Raw genomic sequence first — 25,323 nt, 5'->3', positions numbered from 1 at the left:
GCGACCCCGATTTCAGGAGGGCAGATGACCGAGTCACCCGTACAGGAGACCGAGCACGAGATCCGCATCGCGGCACCGCCCCAGGCCGTGTTCGCCGCCCTGGCCGATGCCCCGGGCTGGCCCGCGGTGTTCCCGCCGAGCGTCCACGTCGAACAGCTGGAACGCACGGGCTCCACCGAGCGGATCCGCGTCTGGGCCACCGCCAACGGCTCCCCGCGCACATGGACGTCGCGGCGCGAGCTGGACGAGCGGGCCCGGCATATCCGCTTCCGGCAGGAGGTCTCCGCCAGTCCGGTCGCCGCGATGGGCGGTGCGTGGATCGTCGAGGAGACCGACGCCGGCGGCTCCCGGGTGCGGTTGACGCACGACTTCCGGGCGGTGGACGACGATCCGGCGGCGATCGAGTGGATCCACCGGGCGGTGGACCGCAACAGCGAGGCGGAACTGGCCTCCCTGCGCGCCGCGCTGGAACGCCCCGACGGGACCGCGCCGACGACCTTCGAGGACACCGTCCTGGTCCGTGGCCGGGCCCAGGACGTCTACGACTTCCTCTACCGCGCCGACCTCTGGCCGGAGCGGCTGTCCCATGTCGCACGGGTCACGGTCGAGGAGGAGGACCCGGGGCTCCAGCATCTGTCGATGGAGACGCGTACGGCCGACGGCTCGGTACACCACACCGAGTCGGTGCGCGTCTGCTTCACCGAACGGCACGTCATCGCCTACAAGCAGCTGCGCACCCCGCCGCTGCTCTCGCTCCACCTCGGACGCTGGTCGATCCGTCCGAGCGGCGACGCCGTCGCGGTCACCTCGGCGCACACCGTGTCCGTGGTCCCCTCGGCGATCGAGAAGGTGCTCGGGAAGGGGGCGACCGAGGCGGACGCCGTCGAGTACGCCCGTAAGGCCCTGGGCCGCAACAGCCTGCTGACGCTCGATGCGGCGGGGCAGTACGCCGAGTCCCGCGTCTGAGACCAAAGTCCGGTGCGAGGCGTCTCGGGCGCCCCGCACCGGGCTCCGGAGCCGCCGACTGCCCGAGGGTGCCCTCCGTTCACCGGAGGGCACCCTCGCGCAGTCGGCGTCAGGTCAGCGACAGCCCTCCGTCCACCGCCACCGTGGTGCCGGTGATGAACGAGGCCTCCGGGTCCGCGAGTTGTACCACCCACCGGGCGATCTCCTCGGAGGCTCCCGTACGGCCGAGCGGCGTGCGCTGCCCCATCGCCTCCAGGAACCCGTCGTAGGCCTCCTGGGACATTCCCGCCCGCACCCCCGTACCCGTGTCGATCACTCCCGGGGCCACGCCCACCACCCGGATGCCCCGGGGCCCGAGCTCCACCGCCCACGAGCGGGTGAACAGGTCCAGGCCTGCCTTGGTGGCTCCGTACACCGAGTTCCCCGGCCAGGCACGCAGACCGAGTGCTCCCGCCGAACCGATGTTCACCACCACCCCGCCGGCGGTCTCCAGCGGACCGAGCACGGCCTGGGTAAGGAGCGCGGGGGCGACCAGGTTCGTCGCGACCTGGGCCTCGACCGCCTCCCGTGTCAACTCGCCCAGCGTGCCGAAGGCGGCGGTGGCGGCGTTGTTGACCAGCACGTCCACCGCGCCGCCCCACCGCTCCCGGACCTCGTCGGCGACGGCGGTGAGGCCCGCCCGGTCGGTGATGTCCACGGCCAGCGCGTGCGCCTCCTTGTACCCGTCCACCGTCTCGGCCAGCGTGCCGGGCGTCCTGCCTACGACGAGTACGCGGTCTCCCCGGTCGGCGAATGCGCGGGCGACGGCCCGCCCGATGCCGGAGCCGCCGCCGGTCACGATCACGGATCGTTGCGTGTTCTTCATGGAGCGAGGCTAAAATCCGCCGGTCGAGGTCGGCTTGAGCGTCTCCGCCCGCCGCGCACGGACGCTGTCGGGAGAGCGTGCGGCCTGCGGACCGGCCGCCCGGTGTTCCGCCGTCAGCCGCTCCAGCACGGGCACGATGTCGTTGGGACTCGGTGTCCCGATGAGTTCGGTTCGCACGGTGCGCGCCCCCGCCGCGTACGAGGGATCGTCGAGCAGCGCCAGGACGCGCTCGCGCAGCAGAACCGGTGAGACGTCCGCGGCATCCACGAACATGCCCGCCCCGCTGCGGTCCAGGGCGTGTGCCTTCTCCATGGCGTCCCACATCATGTCGGGCACGATCAACTGCGGTACCCCGTGTGCGAGGGCCGTCATGAAGGTTCCGGAGCCTCCGTGGTGGACGATGCCCGAACAGGAAGGCAGCAGCGCGTTGAGCGGGACGAAATCGACGGCGCGTACGTTGGGCGGCAGGGTGCCGAGCTCCGCACGCAACTCCGCGGGGAGCGTCGCGACGACCTCGACGTCCAGCCCGTCCACGGACGCGAGGATGTCGCGGGCCGCGAGCGTCCCGGCGCCGGCCGCCTCTCCCAGGGAGACTCCGAGCGTCAGGCACAGGCGCTTCGGCCGGCCGGGCGGTTCGCGCAGCCAGTCCGGCAGCAGTGAGGGCCCGTTGTACGGCACGTAGCGCACCGGCACACAGGGCAGGTCCAGGGGGATGCGCATCGAGGTGGGGGTGGGGTCGATGGTCCACTGCCCGAGGACGAGCTCCTCGCTCATGTCCTCCGCGCCGCCCCCGCACCGCTCCAGTGTCCAGGTGAGCCACTCGGCCAGCGGGTCGTCCCGCAGTTCGGGGAGTCGCCGGTTCAGCATGGCGCTGAAGGCCGTCCGGTTCCTGCCCATCTGGTCGGGGCCGAACAGCAGCCGGGCGTGCGCCGCCCCGGTGAGCCGGGCAGCCACCGGTCCGGCCAGGGTGAGTGGGTCCCAGATGACCAGGTCCGGCCGCCAGTCGCGGGCGAGGCCGACCAGGTCGTCGACCATCGGCTCGGGGCATACGTTCTGGAAGACCATGGCCGTCATCGCGGTGAACATGCCGAGCGCGTGGTCCCACGGGTAGGGGTCGTAGCGGGAGTTGCTCATGGCGAGACCGCCGAGGTTGCGGTCGTCCTCGAAACTGGCGTTGGCGTCCCGGGTCTCTTCCTCGATGTTCAGGGTGGCGCCGATCCGAGCGGCGGGCAGGCCCGCCCGGACGATGTCGTCGAGCACGTCGGGCTGGCTGGCCACGAGCACCTCGTGTCCCGCGCTGCGCAGGGCCGATGCGAGCGGGACCTGGGCGTAGACATGGGAGCGCGCGGCCATCGTCGTGAACAGGACTCGCACAGGTGACTCACTTCCGGGAGGGGGCCGATGGCGCGGCCGAGCGGGTGGAGGGCGCCCCCAGCGACAGGCTGTGCAGACAGGCGATCAGTGTGCGGGCCTGGATGTTGACGTAGTGGGAGTGCCGCAGCAGGTCGGTGAACTGGTGGAGCGTCATCCAGCGGTAGTCGCCGCCGTCCGGTATGTCCTGGTCGGCCTCGACGATCATGTACGTGTTCACCGCCCGGTAGAAGCGCCCGCCCTCCTCCGAGAGTGCCGTCGCGTAACGCACCCGTTCCGGCGGCGCTTCCAGGACGGCGTCGAGGAAGCGGGGTCTGGCCTCCGGGGGGAGCGTTTCCAGGCTGGCGGGGGTGCACTGCACGGTGGGCGCGATCTCCACGATGTCGACGTAGCCCGGCTCCACCCTGGCGTGGGCCAGGATGTGCAGGACGCCGTCGAGCTTCCTGGTGAGGAAGGCGGTGACCCCCTGGTCGGTGGGCTCGATCATGGGCTGACACCACCCGGAGACCTCCCGGGAGGCGGCCGTCACGTCGACGCCCATCACCTCCAGGAAGTGTTTGCTCTCGTGGGCGATCACGCCATCACGTTCGAGCCAGAGCGGCAGTGCGTTGAGGGCCGCCGGACGGGTGTGAACCTCGGTGCGGCTGCGCAGGTCCGCGATCCAGCTGACGATGTCCACGGTGCTGTGCAGGCTGCCCTCCGAGGCCGCGCACGAGCGCACGACGGACCGGTGGAACGCGGCGTCGGCCCCGGCCGGTTCCACGTCGGCGAGCGGATGCGGCCCCTGGCTCGCGAACGGCATGCAGGCCAGGACCGTCCGGGCGTCCATGTTGACCAGGTTCTCCACGCCGAGCAGCTGATGGAGCTGGCCGATGGTCAGCCAGTGGAAGTCCTGGTGGGGCGGAACGTCGCCGTCCACCTGAACGATCATGTTGCGGTTGCGCTTGCGGTAGAACCAGGACCCCTGCTCGGACTGGAGCACATCGGCGACCACTCGCCGGCCCGTGACGTCGCGGAAGTGCTCCAGGTACGGGACGGCCTTGCCGCCGTGCAACCGCGTGTAGTTGCTCCGGGTGGCCTGGACGGTCGGGGAGAGCTGGAGACCGCCCGGATTGCCGGGCTCGAACTTGGCCTGTACGAGACAGTGCAGGGTGCCGTGGAACTCCTTCGTAAGAAAGCCGAGGATGCCGACCTCGGGCTGGTTGACGATCGGCTGGTGCCAGCGGGGGACAGGCGCACCGGGGATGTGGACGGCCAGGCCCTCGACGGTGAAGAACCCTCCCGTGCGGTGGGCGATGGTCCCCGTGGCGGGGTCGCGCTCCCACCCTTCGAGGGCATCGAGCGGGATGCGCTCGGTGCGGTGGACCACCCGCTCGGAGCGGTCGGCGTACCAGGACCAGAAAGGGGCCATGCCGTCGAGGCCGTCGCGGGCGCGTGCCGAACGGGCGATCTGCTCGGTCAGCGGTGCGCCGCTGTGCAGGCGTATGGTCGAGGCCGGAAGCGCGCCCACCGTCAGTCCAGCCCGTCGCGGGTGACCGTCCGGTGCCTGACGCGCCACTCGCCCGCCTCCCGCACCAGGAGGTCGGCGCAGACCGTGCTGCGGCGCAGCACCGGGTCCCCGCCCCGCGGTGTCTCCAGCACCACCGCGTAACTCCGGGCGCCGACCTCGTCCTGTTTGCCGTCGACGGTCAGCATCCCCAGCCAGTGCCTGCGGGTGATCCCGTCGGCGTCGAAGCGGTCGACCGTCTGCCGTGCGGCTCGCGCGATGTCGGACGCACCGCGGACTGCCTCACCGCCCACCTGGAAGACGCCGTCGTCCGTGAAGGTGCGCGCCCATTCCTCGGCTTTGCCGTCGTCCAGGAGTTGCATCTGCCGTGCGTAGAACTGCTGTACCTGAAGGTGGATCCCGGGGTCGGCCGGGCCGTCCGCCCGCCTGTCGTCCGCCGCGAACGCGTTCATGGTTGCCTTTCGGATCGCCGTGGGGGCCTGGTCGCCCTCCGGTGCCGGACCGCACGCCCGCCGCCCAGCGTGTCGGGCCCACCGTCGGCCTCCCGTCTTGAGGTGAGGCTGACAACGACCGGACCACTGTCGCTCCAGCCCGACTCCACGCCCCGCGCCGAGGGTGGTCGTCGCGGTCGCGGCAGAGCGGCACGCGAGAGCGGCCACCGGTGCGAAGGAGTGGGAATGGCGGAGTTCGGCCAGGCGGAACTGGAAGAGATCATGAGACAGAGCATGGGGGAGGACGAGCCGGTCAATCTGTCGGCGGAGGACACCCGGACGTTCGAAGAGCTCGGCTACGACTCGCTGGCCGTCCTGGAGGTGGTCAACCGCATCGCGCGGACGTACGAGGTGCAGCTGCCCGAGGAGGACCTGGCGGAGGTCAGGACCCCGATCGGTCTGCTGGCGTTCGTCAAGAAGAGGTTGCGGACAGCGGCATGAGGCCGGACCATCCCGGGCGGGGGAGTACCTACGGTGGGCTGGCGGGCCGGACCGCACTGGTGACCGGAGCCACGTCCGGCATAGGCCGGGCGGCGGCCCTCGCCCTCGCCCGCCGGGGAGCCCGTCTCGTGCTCGTCGGCCGCGACCCCGGGCGCCTGAGCAGGATCACCCGGGAGATCGCCGAAATCTCCGGCGCGGCCCCGGACGCCTTCCGGGCGGACTTCGCCGAGCTGCGGCAGGTACGTGACCTGGGGGAGCGGCTGCGAGAGGGGTACCCGCGTATAGACGTCATGGCCGCCAACGCGGGCGGCATGTTCTGGTCGCGCAAGACGACGGCGGACGGATTCGAGTCGACCTTCCAGGTCAACCATCTGGCGGGGTTCCTCCTCGCGTCGCTCCTGCGGGACCGGCTGGAGGGAGGCCGTCTCGTCCTCACCTCCTCCGACGCGTACACCGAGGGCAGGATCGATCCGGGCGAACTCGCCGGCGACGGCCGCCGCTACAGCGCGGGCGAGGCGTACAGCACCTCCAAACTGGCCAACCTCCTGACCGCCTCGGAGGCCTCTCGACGCTGGCCCGGCGTCCTGGCGGCGAGCTACCACCCGGGCGAGGTCCGTACCCGTATCGGACGGGGCACCATCGCCTCGACGTACTTCCGGTTCAATCCCTTCCTGCGTTCCGCGGAGCAGGGCGCCGACACCCTCGTATGGCTGGCGACGACGCCGTCCGACGGGCTGTCCCCAGGCGGCTACTACGCCGACCGGCGGCTGGTGCCGGTCAGCGGCCCGGCCGCGGACGCGGGGCTGGCGGCGAAGCTCTGGGAAGCGAGCGCGGCCGCCGTGGGCGCCGCCGGCTGACCTGCTCCGCGCCGCCCTTTCCGGGCCGCTCCGCGGCCCCGACCATCGAGCGCACGGACGTGCGCACAAGGATTCACCGAGAGGAACCCACTGTGAACAGGTTCGCCCCCGGCACTCCCGCGTGGTTCGACCTCGGCTCACCCGACGTCGCCGCGTCGGCCGACTTCTACAGCGGCCTCTTCGGCTGGAGCGCCACCGTCGTGAGCGATCCGGGCGCCGGAGGCTACACGACGTTCACCTCCGGCGGGCAGCTGGTCGCCGCGGTCGCCCGCCACCAGATCGACACCCCTTACCACCGTTCGTACGGGCCGGACAACGAACAGCACGGCATGCCCGCCATCTGGACCGTGTACTTCGCCACCGACGACCCCGAGGCGCTGACCAAGCGGGTCGAGGCGGCGGGCGGTGACGTGATCATGACCCCGATGGACGTTCTCGGACTCGGACGCATGGCTGTCTTCGCCGACCCGGCGGGCGCCGCGTTCGCGGTCTGGCGCAAGGGGATGATGGAGGGCGCCGAGGTGACCGGGGTCCCCGGCTCGGTCGGGTGGGTCGAGCTGGTCACCGGTGACTTCGCCGGATCCCGCGCCTTCTACCCGGCGACCCTGGGCCTGACCCCGTGGGACACCGGCGTGCCGGGGGTGTCCGACCCGGTCTGGCAGATCGGAGGCACTCCGGTCGCCGGGAGCAGGCAGCTGGGCGTCACAGGTGCCGTACGGCCGCACTGGGCGGTGTCGTTCGCCGTGGACGACTGCGACGGGACGGCGCAGCGGGCCGTGGCACTCGGCGGCGTCGTCGAGAACGAACCGGCGGACACGCCCCGCGGGCGGCGCGCGGACCTGGTCGACCCGCACGGCGCCGGGTTCTCGGTGGTGGAACTCCGCGAGGACTTCCCGGCGGCACCGGGCGGTTCCTCGTGAGCGAGGCGGCACCACGGGTGGGGCTCGATCCGTTCGGCTGCCCGGTCATGTCCATGAGGCGCAAGCCCGAGCTCCACGACACCTTCCGCCGCGCCGGGGCGATCGTCGAGGTGGAAGCTCCCGCGGGCGGTCCCGCCTGGGTCGTCACCGACGACGCGCTGGCCCGCGAGGTGCTGGCCGATCCACGCTTCGTCAAGGACCCCGAGCTGGCTCCCGAGTCGTGGCGGGGGGTGGACGACGGGCTCGACCGGCCGGCCCCGGAGCTGCGGCCCTTCACGATCATCGCCGTGGACGGCGAGGACCACCGGCGGCTGCGCCGCGTCCACGCGCCCGCGTTCAACCCGCGCCGGCTCGCCGAGCGGACGGACCGGATAGCCGCCGTCGCCGGCCGGCTGCTCGGCGAACTCGCCGATGCCTCCGGCCGGTCCGGCGAACCGGCCGAACTGATCGGCGGGTTCGCCTACCACTTCCCGCTCCTGGTCATCTGCGACCTGCTCGGCGTCCCGGTGACCGACCCGGTGATGGCGCGGGAGGCCGTCGGCGTACTCAAAGCACTCGGCCTCGGCAGTCCCCAGGACGAGAAGAACGGGGACGGCGGCGCCGAAGAGGCCGTCCCCGACACCTCGGCGCTGGTGGGGCTCCTCTCCGCCGCCGTGCGGGCCGCAGGTGAGGACGGCCCGCCGAGCATGACCCGCGTCCTGCGCGAGCGGGCGACGGCGGAGTTCGGCTCCGTCTCCGACGACCAGCTCATCTACATGATCACCGGACTGATATTCGCCGGTCACGACACGACGGGATCCTTCCTCGGGTTCCTGCTCGCCGAGGTCCTGGCGGGGGGCCTCGCGTCCGACGCCGACGACTCCGGCGTCACCCGGTTCGTGGAGGAGGCGCTGCGCCACCACCCGCCGGTGCCGTACACACTCTGGCGGTTCGCTGCCACCGAGCTACGGATCGGCGGGGTGCTGCTGCCCCGGGGAGCTCCGGTGCTCGTGGACATCGAAGGCATCAACACCGACGGCCGCCACCACGAGGAGCCGCACGATTTCCGGCCGCAGCGCCCGTCGAACCGGAAGCTCACCTTCGGCGACGGACCGCACTACTGCATCGGGGAGCAGCTCGCCCAGCTGGAGTCGCGCACGATGATCAAGGTGCTGCGCAGCACCTTCCCCGCCGCCCGACTGGCCGTACCGTACAGCGAGTTGAGGTGGACCCGGACGGGGGCGCAGACGGCGAGACTCACAGAACTCCCCGTCTGGCTGCGCTGACACGCCCACCATCACCCGCACCGGAGCAGCCGGCGGCTCCGACCGTGCATTCCTCATGGCTGGATGTGAGGGATCAATCCCAGCACATGCCCCACGCACTTTCGCGGCGTACCACGCGATTGCCAGGATGGCCAGGAGTACACGGGGGACATCGATGAGATGTCTCCCGCCGCTGGGACGCGATTCCACCTGCTGACGCATCAGAACGCCACAGAGGGAGAACCGGCAATGCAAATCGACATGTTGGGTCCACTGGTCGCGCTCCAGAACGGGGTCTCGGTCACCCCGATCGCCCGGAAGCCACGCCAGGTGTTCACACTGCTCGCGCTGCACGCGGGAACCGTGGTCACGGTGCCCGCCCTCATCGAGGAACTGTGGAGCACCCAGCCCCCGGCCAGCGCGCTGACCACGCTCCAGACCTACATCCTCCAAGTGCGACGAGGCATCACCGTCGCCCTGGGAGCCAGCCACAATGGCCCTGCCAAGGACGTGCTCCGTACCTCCTACGGCGGCTACCAGCTGGACGTCGACCCCACCTGCACCGACGTGTACGCCTTCGAGCACCTCACGGGGGAGGGCAAGTGGGCGCTCGAACAGGGCGACCTCACCAGGGCGTCCGCCCGGTTCCGCCAGGCGCTGGGCCTGTGGCGGGGCGACGCGCTCGTGGACGTGCACGCCGGCATGCGCATCGGGATGGAGGTGGGCCGGCTGGAGGAGAGCAGGCTCGGCGTCCTGGAGGACCGGGTGGAGACCGATCTGAAGCTGGGCCGGCACGCGAGCCTGCTCCCCGAGCTGTCGGCGCTGACCGCGCGCTACCCCATGCACGAGAACCTGTGGGCCCAGTTCATGATCGCCCTGCACCGGGCGGGCCGAACCAGCCAAGCACTGGAGACGTTCATCAAGCTCCGCAGGACGCTGGTGCACGAGCTGGGCGTCGAACCGTCCGCCCGCCTCCAGCACCTCCAGTACGCGATCCTGCGTGCCGACCCCGGCATCGACCGGACCGGCCTGGCCATCCCGGCGGTCGCCACAGCCACGACCGCTTGACCACTACCCGAACGGGAGTCAGGTGTCCACCTACGTGTGGCAGTACCTCACCGAGTACCAGAACGAGCGGGCCGACATTCTGGACGCGGTGGAGACCGTGTTCGATTCCGGCCGTCTCATCCTCGGGGACAGTGTCCGCGGCTTCGAGGAGGAATTCGCCGCCTACCACGGATCACCTCATTGCACCGGCGTCGACAACGGCACCAACGCACTTGTCCTCGGCCTGCGCGCGCTCGGCATCGGACCCGGTGACGAGGTGGTGACCGTCTCCAACACCGCCGCCCCGACCGTGGTGGCCATCGCGGCTGTCGGCGCTACCCCCGTCTTCGTCGACGTGTCCGAGGAGAACTACCTCATGGACACCGGGCTGTTGAGCTCGGCGATCGGCCCGCGTACCCGCTGCCTGCTGCCCGTGCATCTGTACGGACAGAGCGTGGACATGGCCCCCGTCCTCGAACTCGCCGCCGAACACGGCCTGAAGGTGCTGGAGGACTGCGCGCAGGCGCACGGCGCCCGCCGCCACGGGCAACTCGTCGGCAACGCGGGACAAGCTGCGGCCTTCTCGTTCTACCCGACCAAGGTCCTCGGCGCCTACGGTGACGCCGGCGCGGTCGTCACTCCGGACATCGAGACGGACCGACGGCTGCGGCAGCTGCGGTACTACGGCATGGAGGAGCGCTACTACGTCGTCAGCTCGCCCGGCCACAACAGCAGGCTCGACGAGGTGCAGGCCGAGATCCTGCGCCGCAAGCTGCGCCGCCTCGACTCCTACATCGAGGGCCGCCGCGCCGTGGCCCGTCGTTACGAGGAAGGACTCGGCGACCTCGGCGAGCTGGTCCTGCCCGCCACCGCGCCGGGCAACGACCACGTCTACTACGTGTACGTCGTCCGCCACCCCGAACGCGACCGGATCATCAAGGCGCTGGCCGCCCGGGACATCCACCTCAACATCAGCTACCCGTGGCCGATCCACACCATGAGCGGCTTCGCCCACCTCGGCTACGGCAAGGGCGACCTGCCGGTGACCGAAGGGCTCGCCGAGCAGATCTTCTCCCTGCCCATGTACCCCTCGCTCGCCGTCGACGAGCAGGAGCGGGTGATCGAGGCGGTACGGGAGGTCATCGGCTCCCTGTGAGATCAGCACCGGGGGCCTTGGTCCGTGCGCCACATGGCGTGCACCGAGTCCCGCAGGCCGATCTGCGGTGACCACGACAGCAGCCGCAGGGCCTGCCCGATGTCCAGCCGGGTCCAGTCACCCCCCTTGCTCCGGACAGCGGCCGCCCGCCGGTCGACGCGGCTCGGGGGGAAGCTGGAGGCCTCGATGAGCCAACCGACCACATCGCCGACCGGCACGGCCTCCCCCCGCCCGATGTTGACGACCGAGCCGCCCACCCGGGGACTCCGGCCCGCCAGGAACACGGCGCGGGCGACATCCCGTACGTCGACGAAGTCCCGCCGGGCGTCGGCGACGGTCAGCTCCAGCCGCCCGCCGTCCGCGAGGGCGGTCCGTATCCGGACCAGCAGGGCAGCCAGAAAGCTCTCCTGCGGCGGGTGGGGGCCCGTCATGTTGGCGGCCCGCAGCACCACGGCTTCCACCAGGCCGGCCCGCGCGGCGTCCAGCACCGCTGATGACGTCTCCAGTTTGATCCGCGCGTAGGGCGTCACCGGCGCCGGCGGCCGGTCCTCGCGCAGCAGCGTGTCCGGCGGGACAGGGCCGTACTCGTGCACGGACCCCAGGTGCACCAGGCGCGGCCCGTCGGGGACCAGGGCCAGGGCTTCCAGCAGCCGGTGGACCAGCCGCAGGTGCGAATGGGACATCTCCTCCTCGGTGTCCCCCCAGCCGCCGGCCGCGTTCACCACCACGTCCGCGGGCGGAGCGCCCACCAGCTCGGCGATGCGCTCCGGCGCGGCCACCGCCAGGTCGAGTGCGGTGAAGCGGTGTCCGTCCGGCCGGGCCGGGGGGTGCCGGGCCACACCGTGCACCTCCCATCCCCGTGCCGCGTACGTCGCGCACACCTGACGGCCGACGCTGCCCGTCGCACCGAGGACGACGACCCGCATGCCCACCTCAGCCCTCGCCGCGGCGGGGCGCGGGGTTCTGCGTCCGCGGCCACAGGAGCGACTCCGCCTCGCGGCACGCGGCGTAGTCCGGCAGCGTCCCGGCGGCCCGGGCGGTGGCGAGGTCGGGCGCTACGCGGTCACGCTCGGACAGCAGTGGCTCCGTATCGGTCGGTACGGGCAGCCCGAGCGCCGGGTCCAGTGCGGAGACCGCCAGCTCGTGCGAGGGGACGTACTCGCCGGACAGCATGTAGGACATGACCGTGTCCTCCTCCAGGGCGACGAACGCGTGGCCCACCCCGACCGGGAAATACACCGCCCGGAATTCCCCGGGATCCAGCTCGACGGCGTCCCACCGGCCGTACGTGGGGGAACCGACCCGCACGTCGACGATGATGTCCAGCGACCTGCCGCGGGCGCAGTACACGTACTTGGCCGTCCCCGGTGGGGTCACCGTGTAGTGCACTCCCCGCACCACCCCGCGTCCCGACAGACTGTGGTTGGTCTGCCGTACGGGGAAGAGCGGGTGGCCGACCACCTTCGTGAACCCCTGCTCGCGAAACGGCGAGACGAACAGCCCGCGATCGTCCGGGTACACCTCCGGGGCGAAGGTGTACGCCCCTTCCACCGCGAGCTCCCGAGCCTTCATCGCCCACCTCCCGATCCTGGGGTCCGAACCTGTCCGGCGGTTCCCGTCCGTGCGGCGGTCACCGTCCCAGCGCCACTTCGCTCAGGTACTCGACGCCGTCGGCGAAGTTGTAGGGGTGCATGAACCCGCCCGCCCGGACATCGCGGTACTTCCGCGCCAGCGGGTGGGAGTTGCCGTAGGACACGCCGCCCAGCAGCGTCACACAGTCGTCCACCAGTCCCACGGCGTCTCGGTTGACCAGCAGTTTGGCGTATTGGAACGACGTCATCATCGTGCGACCGCGCACCGCGAGGTCGCCGCTGAGGTCGGGGGCGAGCCGGTCGGCGGTGGCCAGTGCGCCCGCCGCCGCGGTGTGCAGTGCGAACAGCCGCGCGTCGATCTCGGCCACCAGGGTCCGCACCGCGGCCGGCGGGCTGCCTCCGCGCTTGCGCAACGCGTCCACCGTGTACCGGCGGGCGGACTCCGCGATGCCGACGTAGATGCCGAGCATGGCGACGGAACTGATCGTCTGGCCGGCGAGCGCGGCGTCGTCGCGGACGTCCGGTGCTCCGCGCGGAAGCACCCAGTCCTCCTCCAGAGGACATCCGTCGAAGACCACGTCCACGCTGCCCGAGGAACGCATCCCCATGCCGTCCCAGTTGTCCAGGACCGTCAGGCCCGGGGTGGTGCGGCGCACCACCGGCGCGGCGCGGCGGACGGGACGGCCCTCCTCCTCCAGGCGTGCCGAGACCACGAAGTGCGTGCCGATCCCGGCCATGCTGACGAGCGTCTTGCGGCCGTCCAGGCGGTAGGACCCATCCGGCGTGCGGGTCAGCACGGTTGTGCCCCGCACGTCCTTCACGGCCCCGCAGATCACCGCCTCGCCCGAGCCCATCTGCCGCAGCAGGTCGTGAGCGAGCCGACGCGTCCCCTCCGCCCCGTGCCGCTCCTCGAAGCTCAGCGTCAGGCCCCTGCTGAACTGCATGTGCAGGGCGAGTGCCACCCCCGCGTCGCTCGCCGCGACCCTGGCGAGGGCCAGCGCGATGTCGTGCAGGGAACCCACTCCGAGCCCGCCGAGCTCCTCCGGGACGGTGGCCCCCAGCACGCCGTCCTTCCGCATGCGGCCGAACAGGTCGAGGGGCAGGGCCGCCTCCCTGTCGTTCTCCTGGCTCTCCGCTTCCAGGTGCGGCCGGTGCCGCTCCAGGAGTTCCAGCAGCCGTTGTCCGGCCGCGGTGGTGGGCTCGCACAGGCCGTTGTCGACCCGGAAACCGGCTCCTTCGTACACAGCTGCCTCCGTCATGGCTCCTCGTACGGGGTGGGGACGACACTCGAGGATCCAGGCTCTTGTCCGGGCTTCGAGAATCGCTGGAGACCAGGTGCCGGGCACATGGACCACCGGCGCTCCGTCGCGGTTCGAGGGGCTCGGTGTGCTGTTGGGGCCCGAGGAGAAGGAGGCGACGGCATGCGGATCATCGACATCTCCACCGCGGTGGATGCGTCGGCGTGGGAACCCGATCCGGTGCGGCACGAGGTGCTCGGCCCCCGGGAAGGCGCCGTGCACATGAGCGAGGAGATGCGCCGGCACTTCGGCGTGGAGTTCGATCCGGATGAACTGCCCGACGGCGAGTTTCTGTCCCTGGACCGGCTCTCCCTCACGTCGCACACCGGTACGCACGTGGACGCCCCGTCCCACTACGGCTCGCGGGCGCACTACGGCGACGGCCGGCCGCGGAACATCGACGAGCTGCCGCTCGACTGGTTCTACGGCCCCGGCCTGCTGCTCGACCTCACCGGGGTCGAGGGTCCGGTGGCCGGGGTCGCCGAGCTGCGCAAGGAGTTCGACCGCGTCGGCCGCCTCCCGGAGCCGGGCACCATCGTGCTGCTCCGTACCGGCGCCTCGGCCTGGGCCGGAACCGAGCGGTACTTCACCGATTTCACCGGTCTGGACGGTCCGGCGGTGCACTTGCTGCTCGACCACGGGGTTCGGGTCGTCGGAACCGACGCGTTCAGCCTGGACGCACCGTTCGGCGTCATCGTCGAGCGCTACCGGGAGACGGGCGACCGGTCGGTCCTCTGGCCGGCCCACGTCACCGGCAGGTACCGGGAGTACTGCCAGATAGAGCGGCTGGGAAATCTCGCCGCGCTGCCGGATGGCGACAGCTTCCACGTCGCCTGCTTCCCGGTGAAGATCGCGGGCGCGGGGGCGGGCTGGACCCGCGCGGTCGCCTTGCTCGACGAATGAGCGTTCCGGGCGGTGGCCCGGGTCCTGTTGGCCACCCGGCAACGAGAGGGATCATGGAGCCGAACGAATCGACATGTCGTATCTGTGGCGGCCGCGTGCGGGCGTTCTTCGACTTCGGACGTCAGCCACTGTCCGACCACTTCCCCACGGAGGAGGAGGTCGACCAGGAGTTCTTCTTCCGGCTCGCGGCCGGAATGTGTGCCGAGTGCACCATGGTCCAGCTGCTGGAAGAGGTGCCCCGTGACCGCATGTTCCGGTACGACTACCCGTACCGCTCATCCGGTTCGGAGTACATGCGGGAACACTTCCGCGACACCGCCCGACGCCTGATCGAAACCGAACTGGGCGGGCCGGACCCGTTCTGCGTGGAGATCGGAAGCAACGACGGGGTGATGCTCCGGACCGTGCGGGACGCCGGAATCAGGCACCTGGGCGTGGAGCCCTCGGGCGCAGTCGCCGAGGTGTCCCGGGCGAAGGGGGTGCAGGTGCGGACCGCGTTCTTCGAGGAGGCCACCGCGCGTGAGATCGTCGACGAGTACGGACCGGCCGACGTCGTCTACGCGGCCAACACCCTGTGCCACATTCCTTATCTGGACTCGGTCTTCCGCGGTCTCGACGTTCTGCTCGGCCCGGACGGGGTCTTCGTCTTCGAGGATCCCTACCTCGGTGACATCGTGGAGAAGAACACCTTCGACCAGATCTACGACGAGCACTTCTACCTGTTCACCGCCCGCTCGGTGGAGACCGCCGCCAGCCGCTTCGGATTCGAACTGATCGACGTCGAGCGGCTCTCCGTACACGGGGGCGAGGTTCGGTACACCCTGGCCAGGCCGGGGCGACGGCAGCCCGACCCCCGGGTCGCCGAACTGATCGCCGAGGAGAACCGGCGCGGACTCGGCGACCCGATGGTTCTCGAGAAGTTCGGAACCGAGGTCAAACGGGTGTGCTGGGACCTCGTGGCACGTCTGCGCGAACTGCGCGACCACGGGTACTACGTCGTCGGCTACGGGGCGACCGCCAAGAGTGCCACGGTCCTCAACTACACGGGGATCGGCCCTGATCTGCTCCCGTGCGTCTACGACACCACCCCCGAGAAGATCGGCCGGATGCTCCCCGGGTCGCACATCCCGATCCGCTCGGCGGAGGAGTTCCGGACCTCCGGGGCCCACTACGCGCTGCTCTTCGCGTGGAACCACCTGGAAGAGGTCCGGTCCAGGGAAGCCGCGTTCACGGAGCAGGGGGGCCGCTGGATCCTGTACGTTCCGCAGTTCCGGCTCGTCTGAGGACGGCGTCCGGCCCCCGGCCCCCGGTTCTGCCGGGGGCCGGACGCCGTCGGCGGTACGTCCGGGAGTTCCCCCGCATCAGGCGGAGTCGTCGGCCCCGGGCAGCCGGACGGAGAGCGCGTGGCGAAAGGTGTCGCGGGGGTCCCAGCGCTCCTTGGCGCGCTGCAGCGCAGGGTAGTTGTCCCGGAAGTACAGCCGGTGCCAGGGCACCCCGCTGTCGTTGAGTGCCGGATCGGTCAGATCGGCGTCGGCGTAGTTGACGAAGGCCCCGCCGTAGCCGCGGCCGGGGTCGGGCACTCCGCCGGCGTCGGCGAAGAACTCCCGGTAGGACGCCCGGATCCAGTCCAGGTGAAGGGCGTCCTCCCTCCCGTCGAACCAGAACACGGACCAGTACGTCTTGAGTACGGCGTCGCGGTGGGCCGTGGCCGTGTCGGCCGGCCCGGGCCCGTTCACCTGAGCCCCGTGCGAAAGGAGGTACACCGTCGCCGCCGGGTTGCCGTACGACGAGGTGTCGGTGAGCCGCCGGTGCACCAACCCGGCCTGCCGGTCGGTCCATCCGGTGCGCAGGAAGGCGGCCTTGGACTTGAACCGGCCCTTCACCCCGGCGAACTCGTCCGGGACGAGCGTCGCCGCGAGCCAGGGCAGCGTCGTCTCCGAGACCTCCGGGGCCACACCGACCTGCCGGGACACCGCTGCGACGAACGCGTCGGTGATCTCGCCGGCATCCGGACGGGTCGCGTCCACGGCCGTCTCCAGGGTGATCTGCCCGCCGCCGGCCCGAGGCAGGGCCAGACTGTTGTCCAGACCGGCCCCGGGTCCGCCGGGCTCCGCGTGCTCCTCGTGCCAGGCGCCGAAGTTCTGCACCAGCGTACGGAAGGCGGTCTCGTCGATGTCCGCCCAGTCCCAGCGCGCCGTCTTGCGGAGCACCGCGGCAGGCGGCCTCGGCAGCAGCGCCCCCGGATCCGCCGCCCCCGGCCGGGCATCGGCCTCGGGCGAGCGGAAGAGATAGCGCGTGACCAGGCCGAAGCTTCCCCCGCCCCCTCCCGTGCTGGCCCACCAGAGGTCACGGTGCGGGTCGTCCGGCTCCCGGGTCGCCCGTACGAGCCTGGCCCGTCCGTCGGCGTCCACCACCACGGCCTCCACCCCGTACAGGTGGTCGACCGACAGCCCGAACCGGCGGGAGAGCGCACCGCCCCCGCCGCCCGCGACATGGCCGCCGACCCCCACCTCGGGGCACCGCCCGGCCGGGACGGTCACACCCCATGCCAGGTACAGGGTCCGGTACATCGTTCCCAGGGTGGCCCCGGACTCGACGGAGACGGCCTGGAGCTCCCTGTCGAAGGAGACCGACCGCATCTCGGACACGTCGATGACGGTGGCGATGGCGGGATCGTCCACCAGGGACTCGAAGCAGTGACCCCCGCTGCGCACCGCGAGCCGTGTGCCCTCCCGCGCGGAGTCCGCCACGGCCCGCAGCGCCTGCTCCGCGCTGGTCACCACCCGTATCGTGTCCGGATCGGGCCGAAAACGTGCGTTGATGCCCCGGCCGACGAGATCTGCGTAGCGGGCGCCGCCGCGGCCGACGACCGCCGGCGGTGGGGACAGAGGGAGTTCTCGCGTCACGGGTGCCGCCCCTTCGGGATGTGCGGAAGCTGTCCCAGGACGTTAGGCATGCCGCCCGTGCCCTCTCAATGGTGCTCCAGGGGGGCACGAGCGCCACTCCGGCGGCTCAGTGAGCGTTCTTGTTCCGGTACAGCCGCATGGTCAGCGGAGCGAACACCGCCACCAGGCCCGCCGAGATGATGAGGACCAGGCCCACGTCCCAGAAGTCGGCGGTGCCGTGCATGAGCGCGCGGGAGGCAGTGGCCGCGTGGCTCATCGGATTGGCGTCGACCACGTTCTGCATCCAGCCCGGCATGGTCTCCGGCATGACGAAGATGTTGCTCATGAACAGGAGCGGATACATCACGATCATGCTCGTACCCGAGACCCGCTCCGGCTCGCTCGCCACCACGCCCAGGGCCGCGAAGATCCAGCTCACGCTGAACCCGAACACGATGAGCACCAGTGCCGCCAGCAGGACACCCAGGAATCCGCCGTCCGCCCGGAACCCGAGGAGCAGCCCGACGCCCACCGTGGTCGCCAGGGCGATGGCGTAGCGCAGCACGTCCCCGAGGAGGTTTCCCGCCAGCGTCGCGGGCTGCCAGAAGGGGAGCGTCCTGAACCGGTCGAAGACGCCCTTGTGGATGTCCGTGTTCAACGACGTACCGGTGTACACGGTCATCATGACGACCGCCTGCACGGCCACACCGGGCAGATAGAACTGCAGGTATTCCTCCGTGGAATCGGCGAACGCGCCTCCGAACAGGTAGGTGAACATCAGCAGGAAGATCAGCGGCATCAGCACGATGTCGATCAGCTGCACGGGGAAGTGCTTGAACGCCATCAGAGCGCGCCACAGATGCGTCATGGTCGCGGAGACCGCCGAGATGCGGGGCGGCCTCTCTCCCGCGGACAGCGCGGTCCGCAGCCGGTCCTCACTGGTGGCGGACGTGGTCAGGGTCTGTTGCTCCGTGGTCATGCGGCCCTCTCCTCCTGCGACGCTTCACCGTTGCTCTGGGATTCGGTCGTGTGACCGGTCAGGGCCATGAACACCTCGTCGAGGCTGGACTGGCCGAGGGAGAAGTCGCGTACCTCCACCGCGGTGCGGGACAGCGCGGCCAGAGCGCGCATGACCTCGCGTGAGTCGGAGACGCGGGCGGTCAGCGTCGTCGGGTCGGAGCCGAGGTCGACCATGACACCCAGTTCCTTGCTCAGGACCCGTTCCGCCTCGGCGCGCCCGGCGGCATCGTGCAGCCGCAGCCGCAGGACGTCCGAGCCCAGCGAGGACTTCAGCTCCCCGGTGGTGCCCTCCGCGATCACCCGGCCGTGGTCTATGACCGCGATCCGGTCGGCGAGGTGGTCCGCCTCGTCGAGGTACTGCGTTGTCAGCAGCACCGTGGTGCCTGCGACGACCAGGGCCCGCACGATGTCCCAGACCTGGTTGCGGCTGCGGGGGTCGAGGCCCGTGGTCGGCTCGTCCAGGAACAGCAGGTCCGGGGTGACGACGATGCTGGCGGCGATGTCCAGCCTGCGTCGCATGCCGCCGGAGTAGGTCTTCAGCAGCCGGTCACGGGCGTCACCGAGTCCGAACGTCTCGACCAGCTCGACGGCCCGTGCCCGGGCCCGGGCCCAGGAGTAGCCCTGCAGCCGGCCCATGAGAACAAGGTTCTCCAGGCCGGTCAGCCCCTCGTCCACGGAGGCGTACTGTCCGGTGACACTGATCAGGCGGCGGACCGCGTCGGGATCGCGCGTCACATCGTGGCCGAAGACCCGAGCGGTGCCGCCGTCGGGACGCAGCAGCGTGGCCAGCATGCGGACGGTGGTCGACTTCCCGGAGCCGTTCGGCCCCAGAATCCCGTAGACGACGCCGGCGGGTACCCGTACGTCGAGTCCGTCCACCGCTTTGACCCCGTTGAAGGCCTTGATGAGGCCGGATGTTTCGATGGCCCAGGTCGGCTGCGTGGTCACAGGGTGCCCTCCGTACTCGCAGGAAGTGGGCGAAGTGGGCATGTTAAGAGTTCTTGGTCATTCGCTTTCACCTCGGCACCATAGCCCCCAACGCGGACACTTAATGGCCGCAATTGACCTGCCGGAACGATCGCTTTCACCAGGTGTTCCAGCAGCCTTCGTGACGGTCTCAAGCGGCCCCCCGCAGGCTGGCTCCGTGGTCGGCAACGGCCGCGGAGCCAGGGAGGCACGAGGTGGGTCAGTCGAATGTGCAGTGGGACGTACTCGTGGTCGGAGGGGCCCTCGGAGGCCTGTCCACCGCGATGTTTCTCGCCCGACGCGGTGTCCGGGTCCTGCTGGTGGAGAGGCACGCGGCCACCTCCCTGCTGCCGAAGGCGGCGGGGCAGAACCCGCGCACCATGGAACTGTTCCGCTTCGGCGGGGTCGCCGACGAGATTCTGGCCGCGGACGACATCCGCGGCGCCCAGGGCGACTTCACCATCAAGGTGGTGGAACGGGTGGGCGGGCCGGTGCTGCACAGCTTCGCCGAGAGTTTCGAGGAGCTCGTCAGCGCCACCGAGCGGTGTACCCCCATGCCCTGGGCGCTCGCTCCCCAGGACCGGGTCGAGCCCGTCCTGCTGGCCCACGCGGTCAAGCACGGTGCGGAGGTACGGTTCGCCACCGAACTCTCCGGGTTCGAGCAGGACGACGCGCATGTCACCGCCTTCCTGCGCGACGTGGTGACCGGGGAGGAGCAGACCGTACGAGCCCGCTACCTGGTCGCCGCCGACGGGCCCCGCAGCGAGGTCCGCGAACGCCTCGGCATCACCCGGCACGGCCAGGGTGTCCTCGCCCACTTCATGGGTGTCATCTTCGAGGCCGACCTCACAGCAGTCGTCCCGCCCGGTTCGACGGGCTGGTACTACCTGCAACACCGGGACTTCACGGGCACGTTCGGTCCCACTGACCGCCCGAACCGGCACACCTTCTATGTCCGGTACGACCTCGAACGCGGCGAAACGGTCCAGGACTACACGCCGGAGCGGTGCGCCGAGCTGATCCGGGCGGCCGTGGACGCACCCGGGCTCGTCCCCGACATCCTGGACATTCAGGCTTGGGAGATGGCCGCGAGCATCGCCGACCGCTGGCGTGACGGCCGGATCCTGCTGGTGGGCGACGCGGCCAAGGTCACCCCGCCGACCGGGGGCATGGGGGGCAACACCGCCATCGGCGACGGCTACGACGTGGCCTGGAAGCTGGCTGCCGTACTGCGGGGCGAGGCCGGCGAGGGACTCCTCGACAGCTACGAGGCGGAACGGTCCATCGTGGCCCACCTCGTCGTGGACGAATCACTCGCCGTCTACGCCCAGCGGATGGCGCCCCACCTGCTGGGCAGCGTCCCCGAGGAACGCGGCACGGCCGAAGTGCTCCTGGGATTCCGCTACCGGTCGGACGCGGTAGCCATCGAGGACGACGACCCCGCACCCACCGAGGACCCGCGCTCGCCGTCCGGCCGCGCCGGCTTCCGGGCGCCGCACGTCTGGATCGAACAGGACGGCGTGCGGCGCTCCACCGTGGAGCTCCTCGGCGACGGCTGGGTGCTCCTCGCGGCGTCGGCGGGCGGCGAGTGGGCGGTGCAGGCGGACCTTGCCGCCCAGCGCGCGGGCTTTCGGCTCGCGGTGCACCGAACGGGCCAGGAACTCACGGACGCATCCGGTGAGTTGGCGCGCTCGTACGGTATCGGACGAGCGGGTGCCAGCCTGATCAGGCCGGACGGCGTTGTTGCCTGGCGGACGGCCGGGGAGGCTGGGCCCGATGCCCGGGACCGGCTCGACGCATTGTTCAGCCGGTTGCTGGCCCGCCGGCGGGAATGACGGTTGGGGAGGCTCCGGGGCTGGGTGACCGGGGCTCGCGCGGCGTCGCCGCGCGAGCCAGCCGGTCCGACAGCTCACGGACGTAGGCCACCAGTTCCGGCGGTTCGTGTACTTCGAAGTCGATGCCGAACATGCCGATGGTGAGTGCGAGCCACTCGAGAGTGTCGGCGGCCGTGCGCAGTTGGCACGTCCGCTCGTCGAGCACGGTGAGGATTCCGTCGCGCGGGCGAATCCGCTCTGCCACGACCTCGAAGGGTGCGTACAGGGTTACCAGCGCACGGTGGTTGGCCAGCGAGGAAGTGATGGACTGTGCCACGTATGCCGCGGCGTCCTCGGCCGGCAGTTCGCGCTGCTGGAAGCGGACACCCGTGATGAGCGGCGCGTCCATCCGGTCCATACGGAAGGTGCGCCAGTCCTCGCGTTCGGTGTCCCAGGAGAGCAGATACCACTTACGGTTCACATGGACCAGGCGGTACGGCTCCACCAGGCGGCTGCGGGTTTCTCCGTCCCGCTTGCGGTAGGTGAACCGGAGCCGTTGCCGGTCACGGCAGGCCTGGGCCACCGATGCGAGGTAGCCGGGGTTCGCGGTCGGGCCCACTCCGAACATGGGAACGGTGTACATCTGCAGGGCGTTGACCCTGCTGCGGAGTCGTTTCGGCAGTACCTGTTCGAGTTTGGCAAGGGCCCGGATCGAGGTTTCCTCGATGTCCGCGACACTGCCACCCGCCGCGGTCCGCAGGCCCACCGCGATGGCGACGGCCTCGTCGTCGTCGAGCAGGAGCGGCGGCAGGTCGGCGCCCGCCTCCAGCCGGTAGCCCCCGCCCACCCCCGGAATGGCGTTCACCGGATAGCCGAGGTCTCGCAGCCGCTCGATGTCGCGGCGCAGCGTGCGCGGACTGACGTCGAGCCGTTCTGCCAGCTTCCCTCCCGGCCAGTCCCGGCAGTTCTGCAGAAGGGACAGCAGACGGAGCATGCGGGACGGTGTCTCGGCCATGCCGACAGGATGACACGTATTGCGGCCACCTAGCGGCCGCAATACGCGAGACGGTGGGGGGTGACCTCGGTATCCAGCCATTCGCGGACGGCTGTAGCCACAAAGGCAATCGCCTCTTATAGTCGCATGAGGGTCTGCATTTAAGGTTTTCTGGCAAAGTGGATGTAAAGGCGCGATGCCGGGGGGCTCGTGTTTTTCGTGTCCCACCGATCGCGGGGGGACTTCGGTCCAGAAGTGCAATTTTGAACCAAGGGTAGTAGGCAAGCGCAAGCGAGTGCCATCCGCGACCATTTGTGGGGGAATGTGCGGTGATACGAGTGGTTCTGGCCGACGGTTTGAAAATGGTCCGCGACGGTTTGGTCGCACTTCTGGAACGTGAATCGGGCATCAAGGTTGTCGCTGCCATCGACACCGGTAGAGATCTGGTCCAGACCGTGTTGGAGTTCAGCCCCGATGTGGCCGTCATCGATGTACAAAACCATGAAAGCCTTCTCGCCGCCGTGGCTATTCAGGAGCACCTCCCGGATTGCCGGACGCTGCTCCTCGCAGGCTCCGCCCGACTCCGCACGGTGCGAGAGTCCGTGGCGTCAGGCCTGGGTGGCTTGGTACTGAAGAGCTCTTCCCCCGCCCACCTGTGCGCAGGCATAAAGGACGTGTACGAGGGGCGTCGCGTATTCGACCCCGACATGACCCTCGCCGCCTGGGGGAACGGTGGCTGCCCGCTCACGGACCGCGAGCTGGACGTCCTGCGACTCACCGCCGGAGGGGACGGCACAGAGGAGATCGCACTCAAGCTCTCGCTCAGTCCCGGAACCGTCCGCAACTACCTGGCGACGGTCGTGCGCAAGGTGGACGCACGCAACAGGATCGATGCGGTCCGGATCGCCTACGTGGCCGGGTGGATCTGACGCCCCGGGCGGGCGAGCCCGGAGGCGGCAGAGTACTCCCACCAGTCGCGGTTCTCCCGGTACCAGTCGACGGTCCGGGCGAGTGAGCTGGAGAAGTCCCGGCGCGGGCGGTAGCCGAGCTGTCCGGAGATCTTCTCGTGGTCGACGGCATACCGCCGGTCGTGCCCCTTTCGGTCCGCGACGAACTCCACGGCGTCGGGACCGAGACCGAGGGCATCGACCAGGATGGCGGCGAGTTCCTTGTTGGGCAGCTCCGTTCCACCGCCGACGTTGTAGATCTCGCCCGCCGAGCCGCCGTTCCTGACCAGCTCCACCGCATCGACGTGGTCCTCGACGTGCAGCCAGTTCCGCCGGTTGCCGCCGTCACCGTAGAGCGGCACCCGACCGCCGTTCAGCAAAGTCGTCACGAACCGCGGAATGACCTTCTCCGGGTGCTGGTGGGTGCCGTAGTTGTTCGAGCATCGAGTGATGCGGACGTCCAGTCCGTGTGTGTGGTGGTACGACAGGGCCAGCAGGTCGCTCGACGCCTTGGTGGCGGCGTACGGAGAACTGGGCCGCAAGGGGTCACTCTCTCTGCTGGCTCCGATTTCGACGGAGCCGTACACCTCGTCCGTGGAGATGTGGACGAACATCCTCGGAGCGTGTCGCAGAGCCGCTTCGAGCAGCGTCTGGGTCCCCACGACATTGGTCCGCACGAACGCCGCGGCCCCGAGTACCGAACGGTCGACGTGGGACTCGGCCGCGAAGTGTACGACCTGGTCGTGGCCGGCCATCAGTTCCTCGACGAGCGGGGCATCACAGATGTCGCCCCGCACGAAGGAGAACCGGTTGTTCCCGTGCAGCGGAGCGAGGTTGGCCGGATTCGCCGCGTAGGTCAGGTTGTCCAGTACGGTGACCGTCACCGAGGGGTCACCGTACGGGCCCAGCAGGGTGCGGACGTAGTGCGAGCCGATGAAGCCGGCACCGCCGGTCACCAGGACGTTGGTCGTCATGACGTGAACTCCACCCTGCTGTCGTCGCCGAGGATGAGACGGGCGCACGCGGGCACCCGGGGAGCTGGTGTGACGGTCACGTTCCGCCCGATCAGCGACCGCTGGACCCGGCGGGTGCCGGAGAGCCGGGAGTTGCCCAGCACGATGGAGAACTCGATCTCGCTGTCCACGATCCGGCAGTTCTCGGCGATCGAGGTGTACGGCCCGACGTAGGAATTCTGCACCAGCGTTCCGGTTCCTATCACGACGGGACCGACGATCCGCGACTCCCGGATCCGGGCGCCCGCCTCGATCCGGACCCGGCCGACCAGTTCGCTCGACGCGTCGGTATCACCCTCCGTGCCCTGCTCCATCCCGTCCAGTACCAGACGGTTCATCTCCAGCATGTCGGCGGGGTTCCCGGTGTCCTTCCAGTAGCCGGAGATGGTGGTGGACCGCACGTCGTACGGGCCTTCCAGCAGCCACTGGAGTGCATCCGTGATCTCCAACTCACCGCGCGCGGACGGGCTGATGGCGCGGACGGCCTTGTGAACGACCGGCGTGAAGAAGTAGATCCCGACCACAGCCATGTCGCTGCGGGGGAACTGTGGTTTCTCCTGCAACGAGATGACGCGGCCGTCGGGGCCGATCTCGGCCACCCCGAAGCACGACGGGTCGGAGACCCGGGTGAGCATGATCTGGACATCGGGACGCTGGTGGCGGAACCTGCCGACGAGATCCGCGATTCCCCCGACCACGAAGTTGTCGCCGAGATACATCACGAAGTCCTCGTCGCCCAGGTAGTCGCGGGCGATCAGGACGGCGTGCGCGAGCCCCAGCGGCTTCTCCTGCGGCAGGTAGGTCACCCGGAGGCCGAACCTCTCACCGTCGCCGACGGCCTTGCGGATCTCGTCGGCGGTCTCCCCGACGACGATCCCGACCTCCGTGATTCCGGCGCGGGCGATGTCCTCGAGGACGTAGTACAGGACCGGCTTGTTGGCCACCGGCACCAGTTGCTTGGGGGTCGTGTGCGTGAAGGGCCGCAGGCGCGTGCCCGAACCCCCGGACAGAACTAGAGCCTTCATG

At 70.2% G+C, this 25,323-nt stretch carries 24 protein-coding genes; 11 read left to right on the top strand and 13 right to left on the bottom strand.

Annotated features, from left to right (window positions below; all coding sequences use genetic code 11):
• Positions 1 to 24: 24 nt before the first annotated feature.
• Positions 25 to 966: an aromatase/cyclase gene (locus tag N7925_RS09335; RefSeq protein WP_265599214.1), complete on the top strand. Its 942-nt coding sequence runs from the start codon at positions 25 to 27 to the stop codon at positions 964 to 966.
• Positions 967 to 1,075: 109 nt separating this feature from the next.
• Here the strand turns inward: N7925_RS09335 and N7925_RS09330 are convergent, their stop codons facing one another.
• The 4 genes from N7925_RS09330 to N7925_RS09315 are packed head-to-tail and all read right to left on the bottom strand — an operon-like array spanning position 1,076 to position 5,161.
• Positions 1,076 to 1,831, bottom strand: a complete 756-nt coding sequence (locus tag N7925_RS09330; RefSeq protein WP_265599213.1) for an SDR family NAD(P)-dependent oxidoreductase — start codon at positions 1,829 to 1,831, stop codon at positions 1,076 to 1,078.
• Between the two features lie 9 nt (positions 1,832 to 1,840).
• Positions 1,841 to 3,205 carry an activator-dependent family glycosyltransferase gene (locus N7925_RS09325; RefSeq protein ID WP_274343598.1) on the bottom strand — a complete coding sequence of 455 codons (1,365 nt, stop codon included), beginning with the start codon at positions 3,203 to 3,205 and terminating at the stop codon, positions 1,841 to 1,843.
• A gap of 7 nt (positions 3,206 to 3,212) precedes the next feature.
• On the bottom strand, positions 3,213 to 4,712 hold the full coding sequence (locus tag N7925_RS09320) for an NDP-hexose 2,3-dehydratase family protein (protein ID WP_265599211.1): 1,500 nt from the start codon (positions 4,710 to 4,712) through the stop codon (positions 3,213 to 3,215).
• Between the two features lie 2 nt (positions 4,713 to 4,714).
• A complete protein-coding gene (locus N7925_RS09315; protein ID WP_274343597.1) occupies positions 4,715 to 5,161 on the bottom strand; it encodes a nuclear transport factor 2 family protein in 447 nt (148 codons plus the stop codon).
• A gap of 225 nt (positions 5,162 to 5,386) precedes the next feature.
• On the opposite strand from N7925_RS09315, the gene N7925_RS09310 reads away from it, so the two are divergent.
• The 6 genes from N7925_RS09310 (at position 5,387) to N7925_RS09285 (ending at position 10,865) form a co-directional block, all read left to right on the top strand.
• Positions 5,387 to 5,641 carry an acyl carrier protein gene (locus N7925_RS09310; protein WP_265599209.1) on the top strand — a complete coding sequence of 85 codons (255 nt, stop codon included), beginning with the start codon at positions 5,387 to 5,389 and terminating at the stop codon, positions 5,639 to 5,641.
• A gap of 59 nt (positions 5,642 to 5,700) precedes the next feature.
• Positions 5,701 to 6,498 (top strand): SDR family NAD(P)-dependent oxidoreductase, encoded by a 798-nt coding sequence (locus N7925_RS09305; protein WP_274343596.1) that lies wholly within the window; start codon positions 5,701 to 5,703, stop codon positions 6,496 to 6,498.
• Between the two features lie 92 nt (positions 6,499 to 6,590).
• Complete coding sequence (locus N7925_RS09300; RefSeq protein ID WP_265599207.1) at positions 6,591 to 7,418, top strand: VOC family protein; 828 nt, start codon at positions 6,591 to 6,593, stop codon at positions 7,416 to 7,418.
• A gap of 53 nt (positions 7,419 to 7,471) precedes the next feature.
• Positions 7,472 to 8,683 (top strand): cytochrome P450, encoded by a 1,212-nt coding sequence (locus N7925_RS09295; RefSeq protein ID WP_265599206.1) that lies wholly within the window; start codon positions 7,472 to 7,474, stop codon positions 8,681 to 8,683.
• Between the two features lie 228 nt (positions 8,684 to 8,911).
• On the top strand, positions 8,912 to 9,730 hold the full coding sequence (locus N7925_RS09290) for an AfsR/SARP family transcriptional regulator (RefSeq protein WP_265599205.1): 819 nt from the start codon (positions 8,912 to 8,914) through the stop codon (positions 9,728 to 9,730).
• Between the two features lie 22 nt (positions 9,731 to 9,752).
• Positions 9,753 to 10,865, top strand: coding sequence for a DegT/DnrJ/EryC1/StrS family aminotransferase (locus N7925_RS09285; protein ID WP_265599204.1), 1,113 nt, complete (start codon positions 9,753 to 9,755; stop codon positions 10,863 to 10,865).
• 2 nt (positions 10,866 to 10,867) lie between these two features.
• Here N7925_RS09285 and N7925_RS09280 read toward each other — a convergent pair whose 3' ends face one another.
• From N7925_RS09280 to N7925_RS09270, 3 genes are read right to left on the bottom strand one after another with little or no spacing between them, the layout of a single operon-like run.
• The gene (locus N7925_RS09280; RefSeq protein ID WP_265599203.1) at positions 10,868 to 11,791 is read right to left on the bottom strand and encodes an NAD-dependent epimerase/dehydratase family protein; all 924 of its coding nucleotides are present in this window, start codon (positions 11,789 to 11,791) and stop codon (positions 10,868 to 10,870) included.
• Between the two features lie 7 nt (positions 11,792 to 11,798).
• Positions 11,799 to 12,437, bottom strand: coding sequence for a dTDP-4-dehydrorhamnose 3,5-epimerase family protein (locus N7925_RS09275; RefSeq protein WP_265599202.1), 639 nt, complete (start codon positions 12,435 to 12,437; stop codon positions 11,799 to 11,801).
• Positions 12,438 to 12,495: 58 nt separating this feature from the next.
• Positions 12,496 to 13,716, bottom strand: coding sequence for an acyl-CoA dehydrogenase family protein (locus N7925_RS09270; protein ID WP_265599201.1), 1,221 nt, complete (start codon positions 13,714 to 13,716; stop codon positions 12,496 to 12,498).
• 162 nt (positions 13,717 to 13,878) lie between these two features.
• On the opposite strand from N7925_RS09270, the gene N7925_RS09265 reads away from it, so the two are divergent.
• Together N7925_RS09265 and N7925_RS09260 are read left to right on the top strand one after the other, a co-directional pair.
• Entirely contained in the window at positions 13,879 to 14,658 is a 780-nt protein-coding gene (locus N7925_RS09265) for a cyclase family protein (protein ID WP_265599200.1), read from the top strand.
• A gap of 53 nt (positions 14,659 to 14,711) precedes the next feature.
• The gene (locus N7925_RS09260) at positions 14,712 to 15,941 is read left to right on the top strand and encodes a class I SAM-dependent methyltransferase (RefSeq protein ID WP_265599199.1); all 1,230 of its coding nucleotides are present in this window, start codon (positions 14,712 to 14,714) and stop codon (positions 15,939 to 15,941) included.
• 78 nt (positions 15,942 to 16,019) lie between these two features.
• On the opposite strand, the gene N7925_RS09255 is transcribed toward N7925_RS09260, so the two are convergent.
• The 3 genes from N7925_RS09255 to drrA form a co-directional block, all read right to left on the bottom strand.
• Positions 16,020 to 17,564, bottom strand: coding sequence for an FAD-binding protein (locus tag N7925_RS09255; protein ID WP_265599198.1), 1,545 nt, complete (start codon positions 17,562 to 17,564; stop codon positions 16,020 to 16,022).
• A gap of 106 nt (positions 17,565 to 17,670) precedes the next feature.
• The gene (locus N7925_RS09250) at positions 17,671 to 18,522 is read right to left on the bottom strand and encodes an ABC transporter permease (protein ID WP_265599197.1); all 852 of its coding nucleotides are present in this window, start codon (positions 18,520 to 18,522) and stop codon (positions 17,671 to 17,673) included.
• A complete protein-coding gene (gene drrA, locus N7925_RS09245) occupies positions 18,519 to 19,511 on the bottom strand; it encodes a daunorubicin/doxorubicin transporter ATP-binding protein DrrA (RefSeq protein WP_274343595.1) in 993 nt (330 codons plus the stop codon). Before drrA ends, N7925_RS09250 begins: the two co-directional genes overlap by 4 nt.
• Before the next feature lie 233 nt (positions 19,512 to 19,744).
• On the opposite strand from drrA, the gene rdmE reads away from it, so the two are divergent.
• Positions 19,745 to 21,364, top strand: coding sequence for an aklavinone 12-hydroxylase RdmE (gene rdmE / locus N7925_RS09240; protein WP_274343594.1), 1,620 nt, complete (start codon positions 19,745 to 19,747; stop codon positions 21,362 to 21,364).
• On the opposite strand, the gene N7925_RS09235 is transcribed toward rdmE, so the two are convergent.
• Complete coding sequence (locus tag N7925_RS09235) at positions 21,333 to 22,358, bottom strand: helix-turn-helix transcriptional regulator (RefSeq protein WP_265599194.1); 1,026 nt, start codon at positions 22,356 to 22,358, stop codon at positions 21,333 to 21,335. The two genes, rdmE and N7925_RS09235, sit on opposite strands and share 32 nt — an antisense overlap.
• Positions 22,359 to 22,675: 317 nt before the next feature.
• Here N7925_RS09235 and N7925_RS09230 point away from each other — a divergent pair, with 317 nt between their 5' ends.
• Positions 22,676 to 23,266: a response regulator transcription factor gene (locus N7925_RS09230; RefSeq protein WP_265599193.1), complete on the top strand. Its 591-nt coding sequence runs from the start codon at positions 22,676 to 22,678 to the stop codon at positions 23,264 to 23,266.
• On the opposite strand, the gene rfbB is transcribed toward N7925_RS09230, so the two are convergent.
• Both rfbB and N7925_RS09220 read right to left on the bottom strand, forming a co-directional pair.
• Positions 23,245 to 24,258, bottom strand: coding sequence for a dTDP-glucose 4,6-dehydratase (rfbB, locus tag N7925_RS09225; protein ID WP_265599192.1), 1,014 nt, complete (start codon positions 24,256 to 24,258; stop codon positions 23,245 to 23,247). The genes N7925_RS09230 and rfbB overlap by 22 nt on opposite strands.
• Positions 24,255 to 25,322, bottom strand: coding sequence for a glucose-1-phosphate thymidylyltransferase (locus tag N7925_RS09220; RefSeq protein ID WP_274343593.1), 1,068 nt, complete (start codon positions 25,320 to 25,322; stop codon positions 24,255 to 24,257). The genes rfbB and N7925_RS09220 overlap by 4 nt, the downstream gene beginning before the upstream one ends.
• Position 25,323: the final 1 nt, after the last annotated feature.

Source organism: Streptomyces sp. CA-278952, assembly GCF_028747205.1.
Lineage (GTDB): Bacteria > Actinomycetota > Actinomycetes > Streptomycetales > Streptomycetaceae > Streptomyces.
The sequence above is the reverse complement of the archived record's forward strand: the minus strand, read 5'-3'. Positions and strand labels throughout refer to the sequence as shown.